Annotated in this window: 26 protein-coding genes; 21 read left to right on the forward strand and 5 right to left on the reverse strand. The window is 37.9% G+C overall.

Annotated features, from left to right (window positions below):
- Positions 1–8: 8 nt before the first annotated feature.
- Positions 9–998: a UV DNA damage repair endonuclease UvsE gene (gene uvsE / locus MF646_RS04335; RefSeq protein WP_250095265.1), complete on the forward strand. Its 990-nt coding sequence runs from the start codon at positions 9–11 to the stop codon at positions 996–998.
- Positions 999–1,039: 41 nt separating this feature from the next.
- Positions 1,040–1,480 (forward strand): YlbF/YmcA family competence regulator, encoded by a 441-nt coding sequence (locus MF646_RS04340; RefSeq protein WP_250095266.1) that lies wholly within the window; start codon positions 1,040–1,042, stop codon positions 1,478–1,480.
- Between the two features lie 67 nt (positions 1,481–1,547).
- On the opposite strand, the gene MF646_RS04345 is transcribed toward MF646_RS04340, so the two are convergent.
- Positions 1,548–1,865 (reverse strand): hypothetical protein, encoded by a 318-nt coding sequence (locus MF646_RS04345; protein WP_250095267.1) that lies wholly within the window; start codon positions 1,863–1,865, stop codon positions 1,548–1,550.
- Between the two features lie 139 nt (positions 1,866–2,004).
- On the opposite strand from MF646_RS04345, the gene MF646_RS04350 reads away from it, so the two are divergent.
- Both MF646_RS04350 and MF646_RS04355 read left to right on the forward strand, forming a co-directional pair.
- Positions 2,005–2,283, forward strand: coding sequence for a YlbG family protein (locus MF646_RS04350; RefSeq protein WP_250095268.1), 279 nt, complete (start codon positions 2,005–2,007; stop codon positions 2,281–2,283).
- A 197-nt stretch (positions 2,284–2,480) separates the two neighbouring features.
- Positions 2,481–3,719, forward strand: a complete 1,239-nt coding sequence (locus MF646_RS04355) for an MFS transporter (RefSeq protein WP_250095269.1) — start codon at positions 2,481–2,483, stop codon at positions 3,717–3,719.
- Between the two features lie 87 nt (positions 3,720–3,806).
- Here the strand turns inward: MF646_RS04355 and MF646_RS04360 are convergent, their stop codons facing one another.
- Entirely contained in the window at positions 3,807–4,196 is a 390-nt protein-coding gene (locus tag MF646_RS04360) for a DUF7147 family protein (protein WP_250095270.1), read from the reverse strand.
- Positions 4,197–4,571: 375 nt separating this feature from the next.
- Between MF646_RS04360 and rsmD the strand changes: the two genes are divergently transcribed.
- Positions 4,572–5,141, forward strand: a complete 570-nt coding sequence (rsmD, locus tag MF646_RS04365; protein ID WP_250095271.1) for a 16S rRNA (guanine(966)-N(2))-methyltransferase RsmD — start codon at positions 4,572–4,574, stop codon at positions 5,139–5,141.
- Positions 5,138–5,614: a pantetheine-phosphate adenylyltransferase gene (gene coaD, locus MF646_RS04370; protein ID WP_250095272.1), complete on the forward strand. Its 477-nt coding sequence runs from the start codon at positions 5,138–5,140 to the stop codon at positions 5,612–5,614. The genes rsmD and coaD overlap by 4 nt, the downstream gene beginning before the upstream one ends.
- 89 nt (positions 5,615–5,703) lie before the next feature.
- On the opposite strand, the gene ylbJ is transcribed toward coaD, so the two are convergent.
- A complete protein-coding gene (gene ylbJ, locus MF646_RS04375; protein WP_250095273.1) occupies positions 5,704–6,930 on the reverse strand; it encodes a sporulation integral membrane protein YlbJ in 1,227 nt (408 codons plus the stop codon).
- 128 nt (positions 6,931–7,058) lie between these two features.
- Between ylbJ and MF646_RS04380 the strand changes: the two genes are divergently transcribed.
- Positions 7,059–7,868 carry a patatin-like phospholipase family protein gene (locus tag MF646_RS04380; protein WP_250095274.1) on the forward strand — a complete coding sequence of 270 codons (810 nt, stop codon included), beginning with the start codon at positions 7,059–7,061 and terminating at the stop codon, positions 7,866–7,868.
- Entirely contained in the window at positions 7,849–8,889 is a 1,041-nt protein-coding gene (locus tag MF646_RS04385; RefSeq protein ID WP_250095275.1) for a SepM family pheromone-processing serine protease, read from the forward strand. Before MF646_RS04380 ends, MF646_RS04385 begins: the two co-directional genes overlap by 20 nt.
- A gap of 439 nt (positions 8,890–9,328) precedes the next feature.
- Here MF646_RS04385 and MF646_RS04390 read toward each other — a convergent pair whose 3' ends face one another.
- On the reverse strand, positions 9,329–10,540 hold the full coding sequence (locus MF646_RS04390) for a nucleotidyltransferase (protein ID WP_250095276.1): 1,212 nt from the start codon (positions 10,538–10,540) through the stop codon (positions 9,329–9,331).
- Between the two features lie 233 nt (positions 10,541–10,773).
- Between MF646_RS04390 and MF646_RS04395 the strand changes: the two genes are divergently transcribed.
- The 4 genes from MF646_RS04395 to MF646_RS04410 all read left to right on the forward strand — a co-directional run bounded on the left by MF646_RS04395 (position 10,774) and on the right by MF646_RS04410 (position 13,218).
- The gene (locus MF646_RS04395; RefSeq protein WP_250095277.1) at positions 10,774–11,289 is read left to right on the forward strand and encodes a YceD family protein; all 516 of its coding nucleotides are present in this window, start codon (positions 10,774–10,776) and stop codon (positions 11,287–11,289) included.
- 99 nt (positions 11,290–11,388) lie between these two features.
- Positions 11,389–11,562 carry a 50S ribosomal protein L32 gene (rpmF, locus tag MF646_RS04400; RefSeq protein ID WP_034627262.1) on the forward strand — a complete coding sequence of 58 codons (174 nt, stop codon included), beginning with the start codon at positions 11,389–11,391 and terminating at the stop codon, positions 11,560–11,562.
- 139 nt (positions 11,563–11,701) lie between these two features.
- The gene (locus tag MF646_RS04405) at positions 11,702–12,472 is read left to right on the forward strand and encodes an enoyl-CoA hydratase/isomerase family protein (protein ID WP_250095278.1); all 771 of its coding nucleotides are present in this window, start codon (positions 11,702–11,704) and stop codon (positions 12,470–12,472) included.
- Between the two features lie 161 nt (positions 12,473–12,633).
- Entirely contained in the window at positions 12,634–13,218 is a 585-nt protein-coding gene (locus MF646_RS04410; protein WP_250095279.1) for an RsfA family transcriptional regulator, read from the forward strand.
- A gap of 599 nt (positions 13,219–13,817) precedes the next feature.
- Here MF646_RS04410 and MF646_RS04415 read toward each other — a convergent pair.
- The gene (locus tag MF646_RS04415) at positions 13,818–14,336 is read right to left on the reverse strand and encodes an N-acetyltransferase (protein ID WP_250095280.1); all 519 of its coding nucleotides are present in this window, start codon (positions 14,334–14,336) and stop codon (positions 13,818–13,820) included.
- Positions 14,337–14,516: 180 nt separating this feature from the next.
- Between MF646_RS04415 and MF646_RS04420 the strand changes: the two genes are divergently transcribed.
- The 9 genes from MF646_RS04420 to MF646_RS04460 all read left to right on the forward strand — a co-directional run bounded on the left by MF646_RS04420 (position 14,517) and on the right by MF646_RS04460 (position 25,389).
- On the forward strand, positions 14,517–15,443 hold the full coding sequence (locus MF646_RS04420; RefSeq protein ID WP_250095281.1) for a 2-dehydropantoate 2-reductase: 927 nt from the start codon (positions 14,517–14,519) through the stop codon (positions 15,441–15,443).
- Complete coding sequence (locus MF646_RS04425) at positions 15,440–15,820, forward strand: DUF3397 domain-containing protein (RefSeq protein WP_250095282.1); 381 nt, start codon at positions 15,440–15,442, stop codon at positions 15,818–15,820. Before MF646_RS04420 ends, MF646_RS04425 begins: the two co-directional genes overlap by 4 nt.
- A gap of 82 nt (positions 15,821–15,902) precedes the next feature.
- Entirely contained in the window at positions 15,903–17,525 is a 1,623-nt protein-coding gene (gene bshC, locus MF646_RS04430; protein WP_250095283.1) for a bacillithiol biosynthesis cysteine-adding enzyme BshC, read from the forward strand.
- 152 nt (positions 17,526–17,677) lie between these two features.
- A complete protein-coding gene (mraZ, locus tag MF646_RS04435) occupies positions 17,678–18,109 on the forward strand; it encodes a division/cell wall cluster transcriptional repressor MraZ (protein WP_034627479.1) in 432 nt (143 codons plus the stop codon).
- 23 nt (positions 18,110–18,132) lie between these two features.
- On the forward strand, positions 18,133–19,065 hold the full coding sequence (gene rsmH, locus MF646_RS04440) for a 16S rRNA (cytosine(1402)-N(4))-methyltransferase RsmH (RefSeq protein WP_250095284.1): 933 nt from the start codon (positions 18,133–18,135) through the stop codon (positions 19,063–19,065).
- A gap of 19 nt (positions 19,066–19,084) precedes the next feature.
- Entirely contained in the window at positions 19,085–19,432 is a 348-nt protein-coding gene (ftsL, locus tag MF646_RS04445) for a cell division protein FtsL (protein WP_250095331.1), read from the forward strand.
- A 140-nt stretch (positions 19,433–19,572) separates the two neighbouring features.
- Positions 19,573–21,750, forward strand: a complete 2,178-nt coding sequence (locus tag MF646_RS04450) for a penicillin-binding transpeptidase domain-containing protein (protein ID WP_275980200.1) — start codon at positions 19,573–19,575, stop codon at positions 21,748–21,750.
- A gap of 160 nt (positions 21,751–21,910) precedes the next feature.
- On the forward strand, positions 21,911–23,830 hold the full coding sequence (locus MF646_RS04455) for a stage V sporulation protein D (RefSeq protein WP_250095286.1): 1,920 nt from the start codon (positions 21,911–21,913) through the stop codon (positions 23,828–23,830).
- A 98-nt stretch (positions 23,831–23,928) separates the two neighbouring features.
- Complete coding sequence (locus MF646_RS04460) at positions 23,929–25,389, forward strand: UDP-N-acetylmuramoyl-L-alanyl-D-glutamate--2,6-diaminopimelate ligase (RefSeq protein ID WP_250095332.1); 1,461 nt, start codon at positions 23,929–23,931, stop codon at positions 25,387–25,389.
- Positions 25,390–25,518 lie beyond the last annotated feature (129 nt).

Genomic DNA, 25,518 nt, shown 5'->3' on the forward strand with positions numbered 1-25,518 from the left:
AGTCAATCATGGATAAAACTTTTAAGGTTCGTCTAGGGTATGTAGCAATGAGTGTAATACTCTCAAATGCTTCTCCTTCCCAAACGATGACGGTGAGGCAATTTGAACAAATTTTAGACCAGGAAGCTGGGATTCGAAAGTTGGAAAGGATTGCTTCATCCAATTTAAACAATTGCTTTCGATTGTTAAAGCACAATAAAGCTCACGATATTTCTTTTTTTCGTTTGTCATCTCGTCTCGTTCCACTTGCAAATCATCCGTTAACCGAAGGATGGAGATATGAGAAAGCATTGGCACCATTATTAAAAGAGATAGGTGAATTTATAATAAAAGAGAACATGAGAGTCGATTTTCACCCTGATCATTTTGTCGTGCTAAATAATAATTCTAAAGAAATATTACAACAATCATTACGTACACTTAGCATGCATTATAAATTAATAAAGGGCATGGGATTCTCTCATGTACATCGTTGTGTTTTACATGTTGGTGGTAAGAAAGCTGGAAGAGAAGAGGGGTTAGAACAATTCATTGAAAACTTTGCAAAGATCCCAAGAGTCATTCAGGAGATGATTATGTTAGAAAATGATGATGTGAATTACCCTCTTGAAGATGTCTTATACATTGGAGAAAAGTTACATATACCTGTTATCCTAGATCTCCACCATTTTGATGTGTTACATGAGTCAACCGATCTTCTAGCATTGTGGGAGCGAGTCGTGCAGACGTGGAAACATAGTCCTTTACCAATTAAAATCCATATTTCAAGTCCGAAAGATGGAAAAGATGATAGAAAGCATCATGATTTTATTGATGTTCAAAGGTTCTATGATTTTTTGCAATTAATATCAGGTACGGTTGATCAAGTGGATGTTATGATCGAAGCGAAACAAAAAGATAAAGCTCTATTAAAGTTATCCGAAGAATTGTCTCAACTAAATAGTATACAAGTTCAGAATCCTTCTTCTATTATGATCAATAGCACACCATTATCTTAATTGTTAAGAACGTGTTATAATGATTGCTAGGAGGTGTGAGTATGCTCGCAACTATCTCAACATACGAGTTGATTGACGAAGCTAGTGAACTTGGTCAAGCTATTATAAAGTCTGATGTATATCAGCAATATATGCTAGCAAAGAAAGAGCTGCAAGCAGACCCTAATGCGCAAGAGAGAATTCGCAAGTTTAATCAACTAAAGGATCAATATGAAGAAGTACAACGCTTTGGGAAATATCACCCAGATTACGATAAAGTTTCAAAAGATATTAGGCAAGTGAAACGAGAGGTTGATTTAACTGAAGCCGTCTCTGCTTTCAAGAAGGCAGAACGCGAGCTAGAATCTCTGTTGAACGAAATTAGCGAGATTGTTGCTAGGGCTGTTTCAGATACGATAAAGGTCCCAACTGGTAATCCATTTTTTGACAATATGTCATGTAGTGGTGGATGTAGTACAGGTGGCGGTTGTGGCTGCAGTTAAAACGAGGGGAGAAGCGTCAGCTTCTCCCTCGTTTTTTAGGTAGAAGAAAAGGTTTGAGTGGCTATACTTATTTGTGGCGTACACAATCTGTACATCCGTTTCCACAACAGAAAAGTTTTTCTTGAGGCACTTTAAAGCGAATGTGGTAAACAAATGCTTTGTTTTGCATCCGAACGAAAGAGATGTCACAACTGAGACGTTTTCCTTGCATTGCTTCTTTAGAAAAACGTATGAGCAGGTAATCTAACTGAAGTTTACTGATTGGTTTTTTTAAGTCAATATAAACAAAAGGGAGCCCACCAAACTTCTTCCTCTGAATTGATTGAATGCATTCGTCTTTTTGTAACTTTTCTATAAATGAATTCCAAATTGTTTCAAGGTCCATTTTCATCCCTCCTCTAAATGAACAGTACGTGTACTAAGATAATCTGCATGTTTAATTATGACAACTACTATTGTTGCTGGAACGTTACGAACGTGCTAGACTAATTAAAGAGTATACTCTTTAGGAGGAGAAAAAATTTATGCTAGGTTCAAAGCGGCAAGGAGTGGCAGTTTGGCTAACGTCACTTAAATTTGCTAGACAACTGCGACGGTTTGGTAATGTCCATTATGTCTCGAAAAAAATGAAATATGTTGTTTTTTATTGTGATCAAGAAAAAGTTGATGAGACAATTAAGAAATTAAAAGCATTTCCCTTTGTACGTGATGTGAAACCTTCGATGCGTCCTTTTATCGAGACAGAATTTCAAAACGCAAAACCGGATAAAGCAAAAGAATATGATTATAAAATGGGGATATAAAACGATTCTGTATAGGAGCTGTTTGCGGCTTTACAGAGTCGTTTTTTTTATTTACACATAATTGGATAAAAACGGGAGATAGAGAGATCTTTTATTTAAAAAATATAGTCATAGGCACAGATAAGATGCATAATGGATGTTGAATGTTTCGGCTATCGAAATTTATAATAGAAGGAGGATAAAAAGGAAGTGATAGTATGGTAAGTTGGAAACGGAATTTATGGATATTAGTGATTAGTCAATTTATTGTAATTAGTGCTATGACAATGATTATTCCTTTTCTTCCCCTTTATTTGCAAGAGTTAGGTGTTACGGACCCAGACACTTTAAGTATTTGGGCAGGAGTTATTTTTGGTGCAAATTTCTTAACAGCCTTTTTGTTTTCGCCTTTTTGGGGACGGATGGGGGATAAGTATGGCCGTAAAATGATGATTTTACGGTCGGGGTTTGGGATGGCATTGTTTGTAAGCTTAACAGGTTTTGCAACGGGTCCAATTACGCTACTTCTCCTAAGGTTATTAAATGGTGTTGTTTCTGGCTTTATACCAGCAACAATCGGCCTTGTGTCAACAAATACTCCTAAAGAGCGAGTAGGGTATGCATTAGGTCTTTTGCAGTCAGGATCGGTTTCCGGGGCTATTTGCGGACCGCTAATTGGAGGTGTATTAGCCCAAGCTTTTGGATTTCGTGTCGTTTTTTTTATAACCGGATTGTGTATTCTTCTAGCAACATTTGTTGTCCTCTTCTTTGTCGAAGAGAAATTCTCCCCAGTTATTGCACAAGAGAAATCAAGTACACTCGCTGAGTTCAAGTTCATCATAAAAAAGAAGCCAGTTCTATCACTTTATGTCGTAATTTTCTTAATACAATTTGCTGTCATGGGAGTTAACCCTCTCTTATCTTTGTTTGTAGAAGAGTTAACGTCTCCTACAACGGTTGCTTTCTATGCAGGTCTAGCCATTTCGGTGATGGGGTTTGCAAATATGATTACTTCACCACAATTAGGAAAATTAAGTGATAAGAAAGGTGCGCAGCATGTTTTAATCTATTCTATGCTTGGAGTAGCATTATTTTCAATTCCGCAAGCATTTGTAACTGATATTTGGCAATTAATATGTTTACGTTTTCTTATTGGCTTATGTTTAGGTGGGTTATTACCGGCTGTAAATACACTAATTCGTCTACATGCACCAGAGGGTATGGAAAGCAGAACTTATGGATTTTCAAATAGTGCTATGTATCTGGGAACGATGTTAGGTCCAATGCTAGGTGGTCTCGTTGTGTCAGGAGTAGGGATTAGAGGATTATTTTTTGTTTGCGCACTTGTTCTACTTATTAATGTCATGATTGTGAAAATAAAAGTATTGCCAAATGCCAATGAGGTGTTCTATAAAAAGAAATTAAAAGAAGCAGATAATGCAACATTCCATTCTTAATATGGAATGTCCCGTATAATGGAATAAGAAAATTCCGTTATACGGGTTGCAATGAACCTAATCCTATGGCTGCGTATAATAACTTATTTAGTTAAGCGGGGGGATATATCGGTTCATTCGAAGAACTCCAATCAGGTATTGATAATATAGCTCCAAATCCTCAAATTCATGAGAAGATTTCACTTTTAATCTATAAATCGACCTTTCTAATTCCTCAGATAATTGTTCAAATAATCGGTAGCGTTCAGATGATTGGATTTCGGGATTAGGAATTCCTTCTAAGCATAAGTATAAGGGCATCATCTTACCTGGCGAAGCAGGGTTTAAAATAAGAACGAGCGAGCTTTTCTCTTTTTTCTCATATACTGTATCGAGACGTAAGAGCATATGAATTCTAGATGGGTTCGACCTTGCGAGCTCTAGCAATTCATATAAATCATTGTACCCTTCTCCTAAAAGAATAAATCGTTGAATCATGATCAATGACCTCTTTCTTAAGTATGTATGAATGAAAATGTAGCATGATTCACGGAACATGTCGAGTAAAAAAAAATCCTCGCAAGGAATCCTTGCGAGGTGCCCATACACATACTTATGTATGCCATGAGGCTATGGGAGAGGAGAAACCGGAGGAAGAACTTATGGGGAAACGTAAGCCTTCTCCGCGGTTGTAGCAACACAATAAGTGCTACTAATTGAAGTATGACCCGAGTTTCGGTATTCCATACGTACAGGAATAGAAAAATTTCACATATTTTGTCTAGATTTTTCTTCTGATTTGTTTGTCTAAATGATGATCGTATGATACTTTTGAAATAATTAAGGTAACAAGGTAGAAGAGGATGAGATATTGTGAGAGTTATATCAGGAGAAAAAAGAGGACTACCGTTAAAAGCGGTTCCGGGATCCTCAACAAGACCAACAACAGATAAAGTGAAAGAATCAATTTTTAACATGATAGGCCCATATTTCTCTGGGGGGCTAGCACTTGATTTATATGCCGGCAGCGGAGGTTTAGGGATTGAAGCGATTAGTCGTGGCGTAGATAAGACTATTTTTGTTGATCAAAATAAAAAAGCTATTGATACAATTAAGCAGAATTTGCAACAATGTCAATTTGAGGAGCGCTCAGAAGTATATCGAAATGATGCAAGTCGAGCACTTAAAGCTTTAATAAAAAGAGAAATGGCCTTTTCGGTCATCTTTTTAGATCCACCTTACGCTAAACAAAACATCGTAAATGAAATAAGTATTATCCTTGACTATCAACTTCTTGAACAAAGTGGTGTTATTGTTTGTGAGCATGCTACTACAGTTAATTTACCAGAAATAATAGGTTCGGGTAGAAAAAGCCGATCTGAAACGTATGGCGATACGACTATTTCTATATTTACCAATGAAAAGAAAGAGGTGGCGACATGACAAGTATTGCGGTTTGCCCAGGTAGTTTTGATCCGGTGACATTAGGTCACCTTGATATTATTACGCGTGGGGCTTCAGTGTTTGATAAAGTAATCGTAGCGGTTCTTCACAATCGAAATAAACAGCCTATGTTTACAGTAGAGGAACGCGTATCTTTGCTTTGTGAAGCAACAAAAGACCTTAAAAACGTTGAGGTTGATTCATTTAATGGATTATTAATTGATTATGTGAAAGAAAAGAAGGCAAATACGATTATTCGTGGTTTGCGTGCTGTTTCTGACTTTGAGTATGAGATGCAAGCTGCATCAATAAATAAGAAATTAGGTCCTGAAATTGAAACGTTTTTCATGATGACAAACAATCATTATTCTTATTTAAGCTCAAGCATTGTCAAAGAAGTAGCAAAATACAATGCAGATGTTTCAGATATTGTTCCAGATGTTGTGGCAGAAGCGCTAAAAAAGAAATTTTAGTAGAAAGAAGGGTGATGGAAAAAGGTTTAACTTTTGCATCACCCTTTGGCTATTTTATGAAGATGTAATGCGGCTTGTTTTTGTTTAGTTCAATCAGCGTTAGATAAAGCTTTTTTAGCTGTTAGTAAGATAAACAGTATAAGCATAATTAATGTAAACAATGGACCGTACTCTGTAACCATTTTCCAAGTTGAGTAGAACCAAGAACTCGATTGTTCCCGTAGGAATACAGGGATGGCTTGCCACTGGTCTCCTGTTGTTTTTTGATTGATATAGAATGGGTGCCAAAATAAAAAGACAAGGAATGCAGCGAAGAACCCATGGATCAACCTAGATATAAAAAATGGTTTAAAGCGAATATCTGTTTCAGCAAGAATGCTTGCTACTTGTGCTTGGATGGAAAAGCCGCTGAATGCTAGGATAAAGCTTGAGACAATTACTTGTTCGAGCAACCCAACAGAAGTCGTTTCACTTGCCATTTGGGCTCCAAGAGTCATTTCGAAAAGCCCCGAGATAATGGAGGAGTTCAAATCACTTGGTAAGTGAAAAAATGTTAGGACGACAGAAAAGAATGATCCGATTAAAGCAGCAACTCCAACAAGGCTTAATATTTTATTTAAAACTGAAAATAAAATAATAAAACCACCGATCATAAGCAGCGTTTTAACGGATGATTGTACGGCATCTCCAAGTAATTTTCCAATTGGACGACCGTCTTTAATACGTTCTTCATGGAGCATTTTAAATGCATTCATTAATCCGCTTACTTTCGGTTTTTGAGGGGGGCTAGCTGCCTCTTCTTCACGACCATGAAAACGCATGATTAGTCCAACAAAGATATTTCCTAAATAATGAGCAAGGGCAAGTACAATACCAAGTGCGGCATTATGAAAGAAGCCGACAGCAATAGCTCCAAAAATAAAGAGTGGGTTTGCCGAACTTGTGAAACAGACAAGACGTTCTGCTTCAATCCTTGACAATTTTTTTTCTTGACGAAGTCTTGCCGTTATTTTCGCCCCTGCTGGGTTTCCAGATGCAAGTCCCATTGCCCATACAAATCCACCAACTCCTGGAACTCTAAATAGCGGACGCATTAGAGGTTCAAGCAACACCCCAATAAATGTTACAACTCCAAATCCAATTAAAAGTTCTGAAACAATGAAAAAGGGCAAAAGAGAAGGGAAGACAACGTCCCACCAAATTTGTAGACCACGAATGGATCCTTCAAGTGCTTCTTGTGGAAATATCATTAGCGAGGCTGCTAATAAAATGCTCATTAGAGCGAGTGTGAGTGTTTTTATCATTGATAATTGCATTGAATAGCTGCCTCCTTTTTATGTAACATCCAAACCAACCTGTCCATAATATAACTATACGTATACAAGCTCGTAATAGACCATATGATTTAGATTGAGTCAGGTAAAAAAAGTAAGGAGAGGATAGGATGGGGAAACAACGACCAAAAATCGGTCTTGCGCTTGGTTCTGGCGGGGCTCGGGGTTTTGCCCATATTGGTGTACTGAAAGTATTAGAAAAAGAAAATATTCCTATTGATTTTATTGCTGGTAGCAGTATGGGGGCGCTTGTCGGAAGCTTGTATGGAGTTGGTCAGTCACCTAATAACCTAGAACAATTTGCGACATTATTTCGAAGGAAATATTTTATTGATTTTGTTGTTCCTAAGCTTGGTTTTGTAGCAGGTATTAAAGCAAAAGAGGTTATTAGAATGTTGGCAAAAAATAAGAAATTAGAAGAGCTAAATCCTCCGGTAGCTGTTGTAGCTACAGATATAAAAAATGGGGAAAGAGTTGTACTTAAAAAGGGTGATGTAGCAGCAGCTGTAAGAGCAAGTATATCGATACCGGGAATATTTGTACCTGAGAAAATAGATGACCGCCTTTTAGTAGATGGAGGGGTAATTGATCGTGTCCCTGTTTCAGTAGTGAAAGAAATGGGTGCGGATGTTACAATAGCAGTTGATGTTTCTTATTTTCGAACAGAGCCTGAGCTATATACCGTATACGATGTAATTATGCAAAGTATGGATATCATGGCTCGTGAAATGGTTCGTGTACGGGAATTTGATAGTTCGGTTATGATTCGGCCAATTGTAAAGCATTCTAGTTCTCTAGACTTTTCTGAAGTGGAAGCTTTAATCGAGCGAGGGGAAGAAGCAACTAGAGATAAATTAGCTGAAATAAAAAGGTGCATTGAACAATGGAAGGAGAACGAAGATGAAAGGGTCAATGATTAAAAAAAGGTGGATTTTTCTCATCGCTGTATTGCTATTTCTTCAATTCTATCAGTTACCATATTATTATTCGCAACCTGGTGGAGCAAAAGTGTTAGATGAAGTCATTTCCGTTGATGGAGGATTTACAGAAGAAGAAGGATCTTTTATGCTAACGACAGTCCAAATGGGGAAAGCAAACCTTTTCTTTTATGGATGGGCCCATTTAAGCCCTTATCGTATGATTTATCCGGAGGAACAGCTTCGGTTTGAAGGGGAAACGGATGAAGAATATCAGCATCGTCAATTAATGGCGATGACGGGATCACAAGAAATTGCAAAAATTGTTGCCTATGAGGCAGCTGGGATGTTTGTGGAGTATGAACATAAAGGAGTATTAGTAACATCTTTGATTGAAGGAATGCCAGCTTATGATGTCTTGCAAATAGGGGATCATATCATCGCTGTAGACGGCGAACCGGTTATTACGTCAGAACAATTAATTGATCAACTTCAAGGAATGAACGTGACGAATACAGTTGATTTAACCGTAGTACGTGAAGGACAAGAAGCGGTTATAGAAGTTGGTTTTTCTCCTTTTCCTGAAGATATGAATGCACCTGCTGGAAGAGTGGGCATTGGGATTTCAGCTCCAGTTACTGATAGGGAGGTAACATTTGACCCAGAGGTGACCATTGATACGAGCCAAATTGGGGGACCATCAGCAGGTTTAATGTTTTCATTAGAAATTTATAATCAGTTAGTTGAAGGGGATATTACAAAAGGCTACAATGTAGCAGGCACTGGCACGATCAATGAAGAAGGAATTGTAGGACGAATCGGAGGCGCTGGTCAAAAAGTCGTTGCTGCTGATAAAGCTGGAGCAGATTATTTCTTTGCACCGAATGAAGGTGGTGCAAGTAATTCTAACTTTGCAGAGGCAAAGGAAGCAGCAGAAGATATTGGAACAGATATGCAAATCATTGCCGTCGATACGTTCGATGAAGCACTTAGCTTCTTACAGTCACTTCCAAAAAAATCGTAACTGCCGAGGATGTGTCAAAAGGTCAAAGAACGGACCTTTAGATAGAATAGCAATGGCACACTCGTCGCGCGGCTGTTATGAGAACCCCATCATAACAGCCTTAAAAGATTGCAACGGCTTAGCTCATTGCTTCGAGGAAGTCTCAAAAGGTCAAAGAACGGACCTTTTGAAAGAATAGCAATGGCACACTCGTCGCGCGGCTGTTATGAGAACCCCACTCATAACAGCCTTAAAAGATTGCAACGGCTTAGCTCATTGCTTCGAGGATGTGTCAAAAGGTCAAAGAACGGACCTTTTGAAAGAATAGCGATGGCACACTCGTCGCGCGGCTGTTATGAGAACCCCACTCATAACAGCCTTAAAAGATTGCGACGGCTTAGCTCATTGCTTCGAGGATGTGTCAAAAGGTCAAAGAACGGACCTTTTGACACATCCTCTTTCATTGAATTAGAATTGGTGGTCTGGTCATTTCTTCTCTTATTTGTTTCGTCCTTTGTTTTGTGTCAAGTGGTGCAATATAAACATTTGTAACCCTTTCTTCAATATCTGCTACGGTTCCTTCCAATTTGGCAGGCTTTGTAATAAGAGGAAGAGCACGTTGTTTTTTTGTTTGGTTTAAATAGGCTTGTCCAATTTGATTCATGCCTAATAAACGGATGTATTGAGGCTTTAAAGATAGGACTTCCTTCATTTCTGCTTTTGTCGTATTTGTTAACACATGTGTAGCAAGACGTTGTAATCTTGTCCAGGTGTAACGTTTCGTTTTCATGTATTCCATCCATTCAGTAAAGGAACTTGATAGCTTGCTGGCTTGTTTCATCCTATACTCTAGTCCCTCCTCACATTCGTAGATTAGACCTAAATCGTTAAGTGGGGTAGAAAGAATTTTATACTGTAATAAGTTATAATAATGTTCCCATGTGTGAAGAAGGGAAAACGCTTCCTTATATTCATTAATAAGGCGAAATGACGTTTCTGGCATGACATGTTTGACTTCAATTGATTGCCCGTTTGCAATGGCTTGGCGTATGCTTGTAGCACTTGCAATTCTCTTCTGAGTAATATCTCTGTCATGGTAATGTGCTTGCTTGCGCAATGTTGTAGTTGCCTTTATTTTGTGGCCTTGTTCTGAGATTGCTTTTATATAATGGAAACCGAGAATATTATTAGGTTCGGTTAAAGTTAGAATCGATGAGTCAGGTTCTAACTGGCAAAATGCTTCCGAAGTTGCTCGAGGATAACTTAGCCCAAGCTTCATTTTTGCTTTTACAAGTTGATCAAAGGTTGTTTGATGAGATTTCATAAACATATGTAGATTTTCAAAGTCCTCAATGTTTCCTGACTCACTGCCGAAATTAATAAATTCTACGCCCATTGCTGCTAATAATGAAATTGCACCATTAGCAAATATTTCGGCTTTTTGGGTAGAATACATATATGGGAGCTCAATAACTAAATCAACTCCGGCGGTTAGAGCCATTTTAGCCCGCTGCCACTTTGAAACAATGGCAGGTTCTCCTCGTTGTAAGAAAGTACCGCTCATTACTACAATTACTACGTCTGCACCTGTTAATTTTCGAGCTTGTTCAACTTGAAAGAGATGTCCATTATGAAAAGGATTATATTCAACAACAATACCGACTGCTTTCACTCTTTTCCACGTCTCCTTTTTAAATTGACTTTTTAAATAATCAGCATATTTGTTAACTAGAAAAATCCTAGTACTTCTTTACTCTTCTTTTATGTCATGCTACAATAAACGTCATGCTTAAAACAAGTACTAGTTCTAGATCTTACGCACTCAACTATAGTGTAAAGAAAAAAGGTTGACATTCAATTGTTGTAGAGCTATACTTAATTTTGTTGTCTTAGAGGTGATCAGAAATGAAATGGTCATTACAGCAATTAACTGTTGCTAAGCGCAAACCATTTACATTTGAAGAAGATATTGATGTATCCAGCTTAAAAGAGCTAAATCAAGATATCAGATCAGTTTCTCCATTTCATGTTAAGGGAGAAGTTAACTATACTGGTTCCATGATTACATTTCAGCTTGAGATTACAGGTGAATTAATTCTTCCTTGTGTAAGAACATTAGCTGATGTGAAATTCCCGATTAATCTTCATGTTGTTGAGCACTTCCATCCAACAAGTGATTATGTTACGGCAGATGTTGATCATGATGAAATTAATTTTTTTGAAGGGGAACTAGTTGATCTACTTCCGGTCATTAAGGAGCGTATCTTACTTGAGATTCCGATTCAAGTTTACGCTGATACAGAAGCAGAACGTCTAGCACCTCCTACAGGAAAAGACTGGGGTATTGTAACAGAGGAAGAGCATAGCAACCGTGTCGATCCGAGATTAGCTGATTTGGCAAAGTTTTTTGAGAAAGAATAGGGAAGTCGAAGCACCGGCAACGTTCGGGCCTTCATTTCATATAACCAACTAAGCTTGGGTGCAGTTGGATTTTATAGATTTTTTAAGGAGGTGGGAATGATGGCAGTACCATTTAGAAGAACATCTAAAACTCGCAAAAATAAGCGTCGTACTCACTACAAGTTAGCAGTACCTGGTATGACTAAATGTCCTGAGTGTGGAGAATTAAAACTTGCTCATCGTGTTTGTAAAGAGTGTGGCTCTTACAAAGGCCAAGATGTGGTTAGCAAATAATTTAATAAGAACAAAAAGACGAAGAGTTTTCTCTTCGTCTTTTTTGCTGGAAAAACGTATCTTTAAGAAAAAAGAGATGGTATTACTCCATTATTATGATGCTTTCGTATAATGTGTAATTTTTGTAAGGGGTGATTTAATGGCTTATGTTCAGATAGAACAAAATATAAATGGTGTAACCTGGATTAAAATTAATCGTGAAGAAATTCGGAACGCTGTGAACTTTGAAGTGATGAAAGAACTAGATGAGTTACTATCAATTGCTGAAGGTGATGATAGCAAAGTTGTAATTTTAAGTGGGGTAGGTAAGAAATCTTTTTGCTCTGGAGGTGATCTATCGGTCTTTCAACATATCATGAATGAAGAAGACGCCAGGAGCATGTTGATGAGAATGGGAGCAATATTAGAGAGAATTGCCTTTTTTCCAAAAATAACGATAGCAGCTTTGAATGGTACGGCTGTTGGTGGAGGGGCAGAGCTTGCTTCAGCGTGTGATTTACGAATTGCTGCTTCTCATATAAAGGTTGGCTTCGTACAAGCTAACTTAGCGATTACAACGGGTTGGGGTGGAGGAACATTACTATTAGAGCGGATGGCAAAATCAGAAGCATTGCAAATGTTACTATCAGCTCAGATGTATTCAGCTGAAGAACTTTTAAGGAACGGGTTTATCCAGAAAGTGATAACGAAGGGCTCATTTGAAGACGAGGTCATGGACTATGCAGCACCATATTTGAATAAAAGCCAAATGGTATTACAAGCATATAAGGGTAGATTCATGGATGGGTTAGATCAAGAACGAATACATATGAATATGCAAAAAGAAATAAGGGAGTGTGCTAAATTGTGGGAAGCAGAAGAGCATCACGAAGCTGTTCGTACTTTCTTACAAAGATCTAAAAACATCTAGTGCTAGATTTCTGAATAGATCTTGGCATTTCGGCAATAATTGACTAATAGAACGAAATCTATCTGGTAAAAACAAAAGAGAATATCTTTTTACTAATAATGAGTCTTTCTACTCTAGTAGATGCATATGTATAAGTAAATGAGACTCTAAGGAGGGATTCTATGACAACGATTCGCCAAGATGCATGGAGTACAGATGAAGATTTAATTTTAGCTGAGGTTGTTCTTAGACATATAAGAGAGGGAAGTACACAGCTTGCTGCTTTTGAAGAAGTTGGGGAACGCTTGTCTAGAACGAGTGCAGCATGTGGATTTAGGTGGAACTCAGCTATTCGAAAAAAATATGAATCTGCCGTTGCATTAGCAAAGAAGCAACGCTCAAAAGGAAAAAAACAGCAGCTTGATACAACAGAGTGGGTAAATGAAGCTAGCGAGGAAATAGTCGAGCCTGTTGCGACGATAACAAAAGAAAAGAAGAAAGAAAAACTGGAAATAAAAAAAGAAAAGCCCGAAAAGAAAGAATCCGTTTCGTCCGAACTTACAATGGAGGCAGTTCTTTCTTTTTTAACAGATTATCATGAAAATATGAAAGAGCGAATTCCATCAGAGGATATTGAGCAGTTGAAACAAGAGAATGCTCAGTTACGAGAAGAACTTAATAAGGTTAAGGCAGAAAAGAAAGTGATGGCTGAAGATTATCGTGCCTTATTGTCTATTATGGATCGGGCGAGAAAATTATCTATTTAATAGGAAGCATCAATTAAAAAAGAAACACACACATAAACAGTAACTAACGGGTTCGGTTGAGAGGGAGAAAATGCAATTCAACATGACAATAGGTTTTAGTGGAAAAACCAACAATACAAATAACAAAACAAAAGGATCAGATTTTAGAATCTGATCCTTTTTGGTCTATAAACCTAGCCTTATTCATCTAACGCTACCCGATTGTACAAGTTCATTAGACGCTGAGGCTAAAGCAATTTGATAAATAAGCGGAGAAATTTCTCTTAATTAGGAAGTAGCACTGAAAATAGCTGAAATAGACAGAAAGATTCCGACTATTGACTCGAAAAACGTGAAAATGGGTAATTTTGCATTGCTTAATCGGAAAGCCTCTGCTTATAAACCCCGAACCGTCTCTAGTCTGCAGTCTAACAGAAAAATTTCCGCTTATATTGGCTCTCTCGCTATGTGATTTACTTGTTTTCTCCCTCTCAAGCGAACCTGTTAAAACAGTAACATGTGTGTGTTTCTTTTTTGATATTTAGGAATTAGAAAATAAAAAAGGGGGTTGTTTCAAAAGGTCTGTTTTTGACCTTTTGAGACACCCCCTTCCATCTTACTTACGTTAAATCATCTTCGGACTCAATATGAACCGGTTCTGTCTTAGCTACTTGCTCTTTTACTCCTTCAGGATACCAAACGTATGGGCTCTCACCACGGTCTCTTGATACATCGTAGGTCGCTGCTTCAAACCCCATATGTTCCCAAAAGTTTGCTGACCCTTGTCTTGCATTTGTCTTAATTGGTAATTTAAATGACTTGGCAAAGTTGACTAATGATTCACCATATCCTTGCTTCCTATAAGCCTCTAATACCTCTAATTTCCAAAGTTCTAAATAGTCTTGAGGCGGGTTGAAATAGCGGTCGTATTTTCCGTCAATTCGATACAAACTCATTCTCGCAACAAGCTTATTTCCGAAATAAATTCCATAAAAAGGAGACTCGCTGTCATTTTCAATAATATTTGATTCTAAATCGCCCTTCATAGAAAGCTCCGCAGAACCGTACTCGCGGAAGTTTTTAAACTCTTCTAATGTTTTATAATTGACAAGTAAACGCTTAACTTCATAATCATACATATTGATCTCCTCCTTAATGTTCAGATCTCTATTTTATTTTACTACAATTTAGAGTGAAAACGTTTGTATTTGCTTATTTTTTTAGCAAATAAACAAAAGTTTTAATAATCAGATTATTTTATCTTGTAAGTTTTGCTTGAGAGTATGGTACAATTTCATAAAAAAGAGGAGTAATTACAAGTGAAAGTAGTGGTTTTAGGCTCTGGTTCAATTGGAATGCTCACGGCATTCTATCTTACTAAACAATGGCGCTCTACCTTATTAGTTACAAATCGTATAAAACAGGCTAAATTTATTGAAGAAAAAGGACTTCATCTTTTACATCAGGATGGACATAGTGAGATGATCCATGTGACTGTAGAAAGTATTTCGACGCTGGAACATGAACAAATAATCGACTTATTAATCGTTACAGTTAAATCTTATCACGTTGAACAAGTATTAAAAACAATCGAAGCTTCAAAGCTTACTATTTCTTCGATTCTATTTTTACAGAATGGAATGGCCCATACAGAGTTGTTTTCGACAATTTCAGTTCCTGAAATTGCTGTTGGAGTAGTTGAACATGGAGCGAGGCGGACAAATGATTATACGGTTCAACATTCGGGTGTAGGACAAATAAGATGGAGTTATGTCCGAAAACATAGCTCAACGGTAGAAGCGGTGTTTCAAGAAACAAGAGACGAAAAGTTCCGAACTAAATACGAGTCTATGTGGAAGCCTATGTTACAACATAAATTAGTTGTAAATGCTTGTATTAATCCGTTAACTGCGCTTTTTAGCGTCCAAAATGGTGAACTTCTTCAGAACCCCCATTATTACTCTATATTAAAACAAGTTTTTTTAGAAATAATAGAGGTTATTGATATTGAAAATAAAGAACAAATGTGGGAGTATGTCTGTCACATAAGTAAAGAAACAGGGGTCAATCGTTCGTCTATGTTATCAGATTTGGAAAATAAACGTAAAACAGAAATAGATAGTATTGTAGGCTATTTACTACAGCAAGCTGCCAGAAAACAAATGACTACGCCTGTTTTAAACTTTCTGTTTGAAGCGGTCAAAGGAAAAGAGAAGGAAAATAAGTTAGGGGAGGATAATTTATGACTGAACTGGTAGCGTTCGTCATTGCTACGATTGTAACGATCCCTTTACTAGGGTGGTATATGATTTATATTACTTCTGTAAAAATTTCCAAAAACAAATCTAAATCAATGCGCCGTGCTTCTGATTGGACAACCTTGCTATTTATGATCGCTGTTTACTTTATTATGATTGAAATTTGGGCCCAGTCCTTCTTATGGATTATCTTAGCCATTTTCTTTTTCATCGCGTTAGTAGTTACTTGGATTCAATGGAGAGTTTCAGGAGATATCCAAACGATTAAATTATTTAAAGGCATATGGAGGTTTAACTTTCTGACCTTCGTCATTATTTACGTTTTATTAAGTGGATATGGACTGCTAGCAAGAATTTTTAGTTGAAAGATAGGTCGTAATGTTTGGTGGCTGGCTAATACTTTGCTATGATGAAGATGAATTTAGTGATACGAAGGGACGTCTATACATGTTGGAAGTTAGAGAAATCGACCTAATATCAAAGACTGGCTTTATGAATGATTTTGTAAGTGGCAGTCATATGACTGAGCAATTTTTTGATTATACATATAACGACGAAGAAAAATATAAAAGAAGAGTGGATAACTTGTTAACCAGGTCTTATAAACGAGAAGAGTTAGCAGATTATTTAATGGAAGTTCATACTTCATTAGAAGATGTAGATCAGGCTAGAAGTCAAATTGAAAAATTAAGGAAACCCAATTCAGTTGTCGTGGTAGGAGGACAGCAGGCTGGGTTATTAACAGGACCACTCTACACTGTATATAAGGCGATGTCCATTATTATTTTGGCGAAGCAACAGGAAGAACAGCTTAATGTCCCAGTTGTTCCTATTTTTTGGATAGCTGGAGAAGATCATGATGTTGATGAGATTCGATTTGTTTATAAAGGAAAAAAGGGGAGCTGGAAAAAGCATCTATATAATGATGCCAATCAAGCATCATCTGCTTCATCTTTATTAATAAATAAAGATGAGATGAAAAAATGGCTAAAAGAACTCTTTGCTTCATTTCCTGAAACAGCACATACGACATCGTTGTGGGAAAGACTTGCTACTTTCTTGAATAAATCAACTACATTTGTTGATTTCTTTCGATGTGTAATGAACTGGTTTTTTGGAAAAGAAGGGTTGTTATTATTAGATGCTCATGACCCTGGCATTCGAAAGATGGAAATGGAGTATTTCAAAAAGTTAATACTCGAAGTGGAACATGTTCAAAAGGCGCAGCAAAAAGGTGCCAAAGCTTTTGCGGATGTTGGTTACGGAGAACCAATACTAACCGACGAACATAATGCTCACCTTTTCCTAGAAGTGGAGGGCGAGAGAAAAAGATTAGATTATGATCGGAGCTTGTTTCGTGTAAAAGGAACAAAGACTACATTCTCAAAGGATCAGTTACTCACACTTTTGCAGGAGCATCCAGAAAGATTTAGTAATAATGTTGTAACAAGGCCATTGATGCAAGAGTGGCTTCTGCCTGTATTAGCTTTCATATCGGGGCCAGGTGAATTACGTTATTGGGCTACATTAAAACACGTATTCACTCATTTTAAGGTGAAAATGCCTCCTGTCATTCCTAGGATTCAGCTTACATTTATTCCGCCTGCTGTTCAAAAGTGGTTGGTAGAGATAAGGTATGAACTAGAACCGTTTTTATTAGGGAAAATGGAAGAACTACGGGAAACTTGGTTAGAGGAAGTAACAGAATATCCTGTTGAGGATGTGATTGAACAAGTAAGGCGCAATCTTCATTCTGATCACCAGCCTTTACGTGATTTAGCGAAAGAAATGGATCCGACAATAGCTAAGCTAAGCGAGAAAAACTTAGCAATTATTGAAAATCAAATTGATTTTATGAGAAAAAAGATGAAAAATTTCGTTCGACAAAGTCATGAGCATTCACTTGCGAAATTTACGGAAACTGGTTTCTGGCTTGCGCCATTAAATCGACCACAAGAACGTATATTACACCCTATCTTGTTGATGAATGTCATTGGAGAAGATGGATTCAGGCGATTGATGTCAACAGACATGTCGGTTAATCACATTCATAAAGTTGTGTATTTGTAAATTCATGTAATGATTTTCCGTCGAAATGTGGATAAATAAATCCTGCCAAATGGCAGGATTTTTTTTGTGTGGATAAATTGAAAATTTAGTGTGGTGCAAAGTGGAGGAATGTGGTAACTTAAGGGTAGTAAGTGGGGGGAGTTGGGTTCGCGATGTTTATGGGAGAATATCGCCATAACGTAGATGAGAAAGGTCGCATGATTGTCCCGGCTAAATTCCGGGATAGTTTAGGCTCTTCTTTTATTGTGACCCGAGGTCTAGATCGCTGTTTGTTCGTTTATCCACAGGATGAATGGAGTAAGCTAGAGAACAAGTTGAAAACCCTACCCTTTACGAAAAAAGATGCACGTGCTTTCACTCGTTTTTTCTTTTCTGGTGCAACTGAATGTGAATTGGATAAGCAGGGAAGAGTAAACATAGCTTCACCTCTAAGGGAATATGCCAAGCTTGATAAAGAGTGTGTTGTCATTGGTGTTTCAAACAGAGTGGAAATTTGGAGTAAATCAATTTGGGAAGAATATTTTGCTGAATCAGAAGAATCATTTAGTGAAATTGCTGAAAATATTGTGGATTTTGATTTTTAGTCGTCCGTTTTGGAGGTAGTGGGATGTTTCATCATGTGACAGTTTTAAAACAAGAATCAGTCGATGGTTTAGCTATTAAACCTAATGGAATATATGTCGACTGTACATTAGGTGGTGCGGGACATTCATCTCTTATAGCCGCACAACTAACAGAGGATGGGCATCTTTATGCATTTGATCAAGATGATAAAGCACTTGCTCATGCGAAAGACCAATTACGACAATATGAGGGAAAAGTGACTTTAATAAGAAGCAACTTTAGGCATCTCAAACGCGAGTTAGCTAAGTTTGGAGTTACGAAAGTTGATGGGATATTATTTGATCTAGGTGTTTCTAGTCCACAACTAGATGAGGCTGAGCGTGGGTTTAGTTATCACCAAGATGCTCCTCTTGATATGAGGATGGACCAAACTGCTGAATTAACAGCTAGTCATGTTGTCAATGAATGGTCTTTTGAGCGCCTTGTAAAAATTATTTCAAGGTATGGAGAAGAGAAATTTGCTAAACAAATTGCTAGAAAAATTGAGTCACAGAGAGAAAAGGCAAAGATTGAAACGACAGGGGAACTAGTCGAAATTATTAAGGATGCAATACCTGCACCTGCTAGAAGGACAGGCGGACACCCAGCTAAACGAACATTTCAAGCCATAAGAATTGCAGTTAACGATGAATTAGGGGCTTTTGAAGAAGCGTTAGAGGATGCTATTTCTCTTTTAGCCAAAGGAGGCCGCATTTCAGTTATTACATTTCACTCACTAGAGGATCGATTATGTAAAGAAGTTTTTAAAGAAAAAAGCAAAGGCCCAGATTTACCACCAGGGATGCCTGTTATTCCAGAGGGCTATGAGCCGATTTTGAAGTTAATTACAAGAAAGCCGATTGTAGCTTCAACCGAGGAGTTAGAAAATAATAATCGTTCACGTTCTGCAAAGCTGCGGGTGGCAGAAAAACGTTAAGGGGGAATGAGATTTGAGTATGGTAGCACGTAAGATAGAAGAGCAGCATCAACCACAAATTCAGCCGAAAAAAAGAATCCGTCATGTCCGTAACCCTATCACTACAGGCGAAAAGGCGATCGTCGGGTTAATTGCTTTCGTAACATTTATCGTTCTTGGTTTCATGGTAAATAATTTCGCTTCTCTTTATACAATGAATCAAGAGAATTATCGACTAGAACAAACTATTAGTCAACAGAAACAAGTAAATGAAGGACTATCTTTGCAAGTTGTAGAATTGAGTGCCCCAGATCGTATTTTACATATTGCTTCAGAACAACTAGGAATGTCTTTAGATGATAATAAGGTGAAAGTTGTGCAAAACTAGTTTAGCCAATGGAGGGTAGTGAAAAGGTCAACCTTTTTCCTACCCTCCAGCTATGAGCTGGTTTATTCACTGAATTGGCATAATTTGGGTCTATGTATTTGCCGAACACCTTATGTATAGTAGAAAATGAGGTGAAAAGCTTGGAAATTAAAAGATCTGTCACAAACAAGAGAGCTGTACTATTACTTGGTATTGTATTAGTATTATTTGTCATATTACTTGGTCGAATTATTTATATTCAATCAACTCAAGAAATAGACGGACAAAATTTACGAGCTCTTGGAGAAGAGCGTTGGACAAGAACGGAAGTGATCGAAGGTGTTCGTGGTACAATTTTTGATCGCACAGGTAGTCCAGTTGCGCAAGAAGTAAATTCATATACGGTTTATGCTGTTTTAGATCAAAATTATCAAAGTTATGTAGTTGATGCCGAAGAAACGGCAAGCCTTCTTGCTCCGCATATAAACATGAATGAACAGGATCTTGCTAGAGCCTTTACTAATGCCCAGGCTCAAGGGAAGTTTCAAATTGAATTAGGAGCGGGCGCGAGGCATTTAACGTATGAGCAAGTAACAAATATTCGTGAATTGGAATTAGACGGAATTTATTTTCGGGAAGAATCTAGACGATACTATCCGAAGCAAACATATGCCTCACATGTCATTGGTTTTACAGAACGTAATACAGGTGAAGCTCGAATGGGACTAGAGCTCAGCTTCGATGAAATTATGAAAGCTGATGACGGATCTATTAGTTATCAAAGAGATCGTAAAGGATTTCCCTTATTAAATCCTAATGAAACGATAACAGCTGCTAAAAATGGGCACGACATTTATTTAACTTTGGATTCAAATATTCAAACAGCGCTTGAACAGGTCATGACTCAAGTCGAGGAACAATACAGTCCTGAAAAAATGATTGCAATTGTTGCAGATCCTAAGACAGGAGAAATACTTGGAATGAGTAACCGACCAAGTTTTAATCCGAATCATTATGAACAAATAACCAATTATTTAAATTACGCTGTATCTGACCGTTATGAACCGGGTTCAACAATGAAAATGTTTACTGTTGCAGCTGCTATTGAAGAAGGGGTATATAACGGTCAGGAACAATATCAATCTGGCACAATTGAAGTAGCAGATCGAAGAATTGGAGATCATAATGAAGCACGTGGTTGGGGGTCGATTTCGTTTGATGAAGGATTTTATCGATCGTCTAATGTTGCTATGGCTAAATTAGTACTTGAAAAGCTAGGCTCGGAGAAGTTATATGAATACTTGACGAAATTTGGGTTTGATCAAAAAACCGGGATTGATTTACCTAATGAAGCTAATAGTTTACTAGCGAAAAGTGGCAGGGTTGATGCTGCAACAACAGCTTTTGGACAAGGGAGTGCAGTAACACCGATCCAACAAATCCAAGCGGCAACTGCCATTGCAAATGATGGCAAGATGATGAAACCGTATATAATTGATCGAATTATCGAACCGAATCAGAATACAGTTGTTCAAAAAAATGAGCCTGAAGTGGTTGGCGAACCAATTTCAAAAGAAACAGCCGACCAAGTTAAAGACCTACTCGAAGGGGTAGTGACGAATTCTGCCGGTACAGGGCATCCTTATTATTTAGAAGGCTTCGATGTGATTGGAAAAACAGGTACTGCTCAAATTAACAACCCGAATGCAAGGGGGTATATTCAAGGGCACGGTGAAAATATCTTTTCATTTTTAGGGATGGCACCTAAAGAGGATCCTCGTGTTATTGTTTATGTTGCGGTGGACCGACCGAAAATTGGGTTAGATGAGTCTGGGGCAGCGCCAACTTCGATGATCTTTAACACGATTATGAAACATAGTTTACAATATTTAAATATATCCCCGACAGTTGATGAAATCGCGGAGGAAACAGAGACCGGTTTTAAAACCGAAAATTATGTTGCTCAGTCTACTTCTACTGTAAAAGAGAGCATAGGTGAGGAAGGGATTGAACTTACTATACTTGGCGATGGCTCGGAAATAGTAGCGCAACAGCCTCTAGCTAATAAAGGAATGTTAGAAGGCGAGCGATTGTTCTTACGTACGGATAGTGAGACGGTTTCGATGCCTGACTTAACAGGATGGTCCAATCGGGATGTCAGACGTTTTGCTCAAGTGATGGGACTTAATCCTACATTCTTTGGAAGAGGATATGTCCAAACTCAGAGTATTGAGCCTGGGACAATGATTGAAAAAGGAGAATACATTGTTGTGGAACTAGCTCCCTCCACTGAAAATAGAGAGCCTGTTGAAGAAGAAGTTGAACAGACTGGAGAATAAGAAATAATCTAAGCGACTCGCACTTGTTCTAACCAATCGTGTACAAGCATACGTTTAAAACAAGCCTAGCTATAATGATGATCACAGAAAAAGGTGAATATTAACTAAGCCTTTTCAAAGTTATAGGCATTTGAAACGAATGTATGCGGGAGGTATTACGGTGCGAGTTTCTAACGTAACAGTAAGAAAACGACTAATCCTTGTATTGTTTTTTGGACTGGCTGTATTCTTAATCATTGCATTAAGACTTGGTTACGTCCAATTTGCACTTGGTGATTGGTTAACAGACCGAGCAGAAGATTCATGGAGTAGAGATGTCCCTTTTGAAGCAAAAAGAGGGGAGATTAGAGATCGGAATGATGTAGTTCTAGCAACAAATGTTAGTGCTCCATCTATTCTGGTTGTCCCTAGGCAAGTAAAAGATCCTGTTGATACAGCTGAGAAACTAGCTTCAGTTTTGGATATGGATCATAAGAAAGCTTATGAATATGTCACAAAAAATGAGTCAATTGTGAGGATTAATCCTGAAGGAAGAAAAGTTACGAAAGAGAAAGCAAGTGAGGTAAGGTCATTACGTTTAGCTGGAGTTTATATTGCCGAGGATAGTAAAAGGCATTATCCGTTTGGAAGTTACTTATCACACGTACTTGGTTTTGCTGGAATTGACAACCAAGGGTTAACAGGATTGGAGTTATATTATGACGATAATTTAAAAGGAGATAGTGGTTACGTATCGTTCTTTTCCACAGCAAAAGGGAACCGCATGCCTAACTTAGCAGACGAATACACTGCTCCAGTGAATGGCCTAGATTTACGTTTGACAATCGATAGTCAAGTACAAACAATTATGGAACGAGAGTTGGACATTGCAGAAGCTACTTATAATCCAGATGGTGCTATTGCGATTGCAATGAATCCTAACACAGGAGAAGTGTTAGGGATGAGTAGTAGACCTCATTATAATCCAGAGAACTTCCGTGACGTTCCTCCGGAAATCTATAACCAAAACAAACCTGTTTGGATGCAATATGAGCCGGGTTCAACATTTAAGATTATTACATTGGCAGCGGCCCTAGAAGAAGGAGAAGTAGACTTAGAAAAAGATACATTCAATGATCCTGGTTATATTGAAGTGGCTGGTAGGAATCTCAGATGTTGGAAAAAAGGTGGCCATGGTCATCAAACATTTTTAGAAGTCGTTCAGAATTCATGTAACCCTGGGTTCGTAGTACTAGGTGAGCGTCTTGGCAAGGATCGTCTGTTTGATTACATTGATGATTTTGGATTTGGTGAGAAAACCGGTATCGATTTACAAGGGGAAGGGACCGGAATACTATTTAATAGAGACCGTGTTGGTCCGCTCGAACAAGCCACAACAGCATTTGGTCAAGGGGTAGCGGTGACACCAATACAACAAGTTGCTGCTGTTTCAGCAGCTATCAACGGTGGCTATTTATATCAACCTTATTTAGCAAAAGAATGGGTTGATCCTCTAACAAATGAGGTAGTTGATCAGCAATCCCCAATTCTAAAGAGAAGAGTAGTCTCTGAAGAAACGTCTAAAGAAGTTCGATATGCATTAGAGCATGTTGTAGCACTTGGGTCTGGTAAAGGAGCATATATTGATGGTTACAGAGTTGGAGGAAAAACGGGTACTGCTCAAAAGGCAAAAGACGGTCGCTATTTAGAAAATAACCACATTGTCTCTTTTATTGGATTTGCTCCTGCAGATGATCCGCAAATTGTCGTATATGTAGCCATCGATAATCCAAAAGATACACTTCAATTTGGGGGGATTGTAGCAGCACCTATTGTCGGTAATATTATTGGAGATAGTTTGCTTGCGATGGGGGTAGAAAAACGTGAGGGTCAAATTGAAAAGGAAATGACGTGGACAGATACTCCTTTAATAGAAGTTCCCGATTTAGTGGGACGTACAATGCGTGAACTTAATGAATCCTATTATGAGTTGAAGGTCGATGCAGATGGAGAAGGAAATTATGTACTTGCTCAATCTCCAGAACCTGGAGTAAAAGTAGAAGAAGGTTCAACAATCCGACTTTATATGGGTGACAAATAAGGACAAAACGTCTAAAATAATTAAAGTGTTTCCGCATTGCAAAGTTGGTGGGAATGATTAAAAAAGTGAAATGGATGAATTGAGAGGTTTTAAGAATGATGAAACTACAAGAACTCCTTGTACCGCTAAGGTTTCAATACAATAATTGTGATACTAATCCTGAAGTTACATCACTGGAGATGGATTCTAGAAAAGTGAAGGAAGGTACCGTATTCTTCTGTATCAAAGGATATACAGTAGATGGACATGACTATGCGGAGCAAGCAGAAAGTCAAGGGGCGGTAGCGATTATCGCTGAACGCCCTCTTTCTGTGTCTGTTCCGGTCATCATTGTTCCTGATACTTTTAGAGCAATGGCAAAGCTAGCTTGTCATTTCTATGATAATCCTACGGAAAAGTTGCAGTTAATCGGTGTAACGGGAACAAATGGAAAGACAACGGTAACTCATTTAATAGAAAAGATTATGCAAGACGCAAAGAGGAAAACAGGTTTAATTGGGACGATGTATACAAAGATAGGATCGAAGCAATATGAAACGAAAAATACGACTCCAGAGTCGCTCCCATTACAAAAGTTATTTAAAGAAATGGTAGACGAAAAAGTGGATGTTTCGTTGATGGAAGTTTCTTCTCACGCTCTACACTTAGGGAGGGTGCGGGGTTGTGACTTTGATGTTGCTGTCTTCACAAATTTGTCCCCAGACCACTTAGATTATCATAAGACGATGGAAGCATATTTGTATGCAAAGGGGTTACTTTTTGCCCAATTAGGTAACACATTTTCAGATAAGACAGCTGTTTTGAATGCAGATGATCCAGCTTCGAAAGAAATTGCTCGTTTAACCACAGTAGACATCGTTACATATGGGGTTACAGAAAAAGCTGACTTTACAGCGAGTAATATAAAAATGAGTCCTTCAGGGACAACTTTTGAATTAACGGCTTTTGGGCAAAAAGAACAGATTTCGTTGCAATTAATTGGGATGTTTAGTGTATACAATGCTCTTGCGGCTATCGCGGCTGCTTTTGTTTCAGGCGTCTCGCTTGCTTCAATTAAAGCAAGCTTAGAACATGTAGAGGGAGTAGCTGGTCGCTTCGAAACCGTAGATGAAGGGCAAGATTATACTGTGATTGTAGATTACGCACATACTGCTGATAGTCTAGAAAATGTTTTACAAACGGTAAAAGAATTTGCTACAAAAAAGATCTTTGCTATTGTTGGTTGTGGTGGAGATCGAGATCGAACGAAACGTCCTATTATGGCTAAAATTGCTTGCGAACATGCAAATCGAGCGATTTTTACTTCAGATAATCCTCGTTCGGAAGATCCTGAAGCAATCCTAAAAGATATGGCTGCAGGTGTGGAAGAGGGCGAGTATGAAGTAATCATTGACCGCGAAAAAGCGATAAAACAAGCAATTAAAGAGGCAAAGAAAGATGACATCATCGTGATTGCAGGGAAAGGACACGAAACATATCAAATTCTTGGTGATAAAACGATTCACTTTGATGATCGAGAAGTAGCTCGCCAAGCAATCTTAGAAAAGAACTCTTTCTGAATGTTATAGATTAAATGAGATTTTTGGTATGAAAAGACATATCAATATCATGTAGATGATAACAATAATTAGAGACGGAAGTCTTTAATATATGAACTCAAATAATAGAAAAATAATGACAAATGAATA

The sequence above is a fragment of the Halalkalibacter alkaliphilus genome (assembly GCF_023555415.1).
In the GTDB taxonomy this organism is placed as follows: Bacteria; Bacillota; Bacilli; order Bacillales; family Bacillaceae_D; genus Halalkalibacter; species Halalkalibacter alkaliphilus.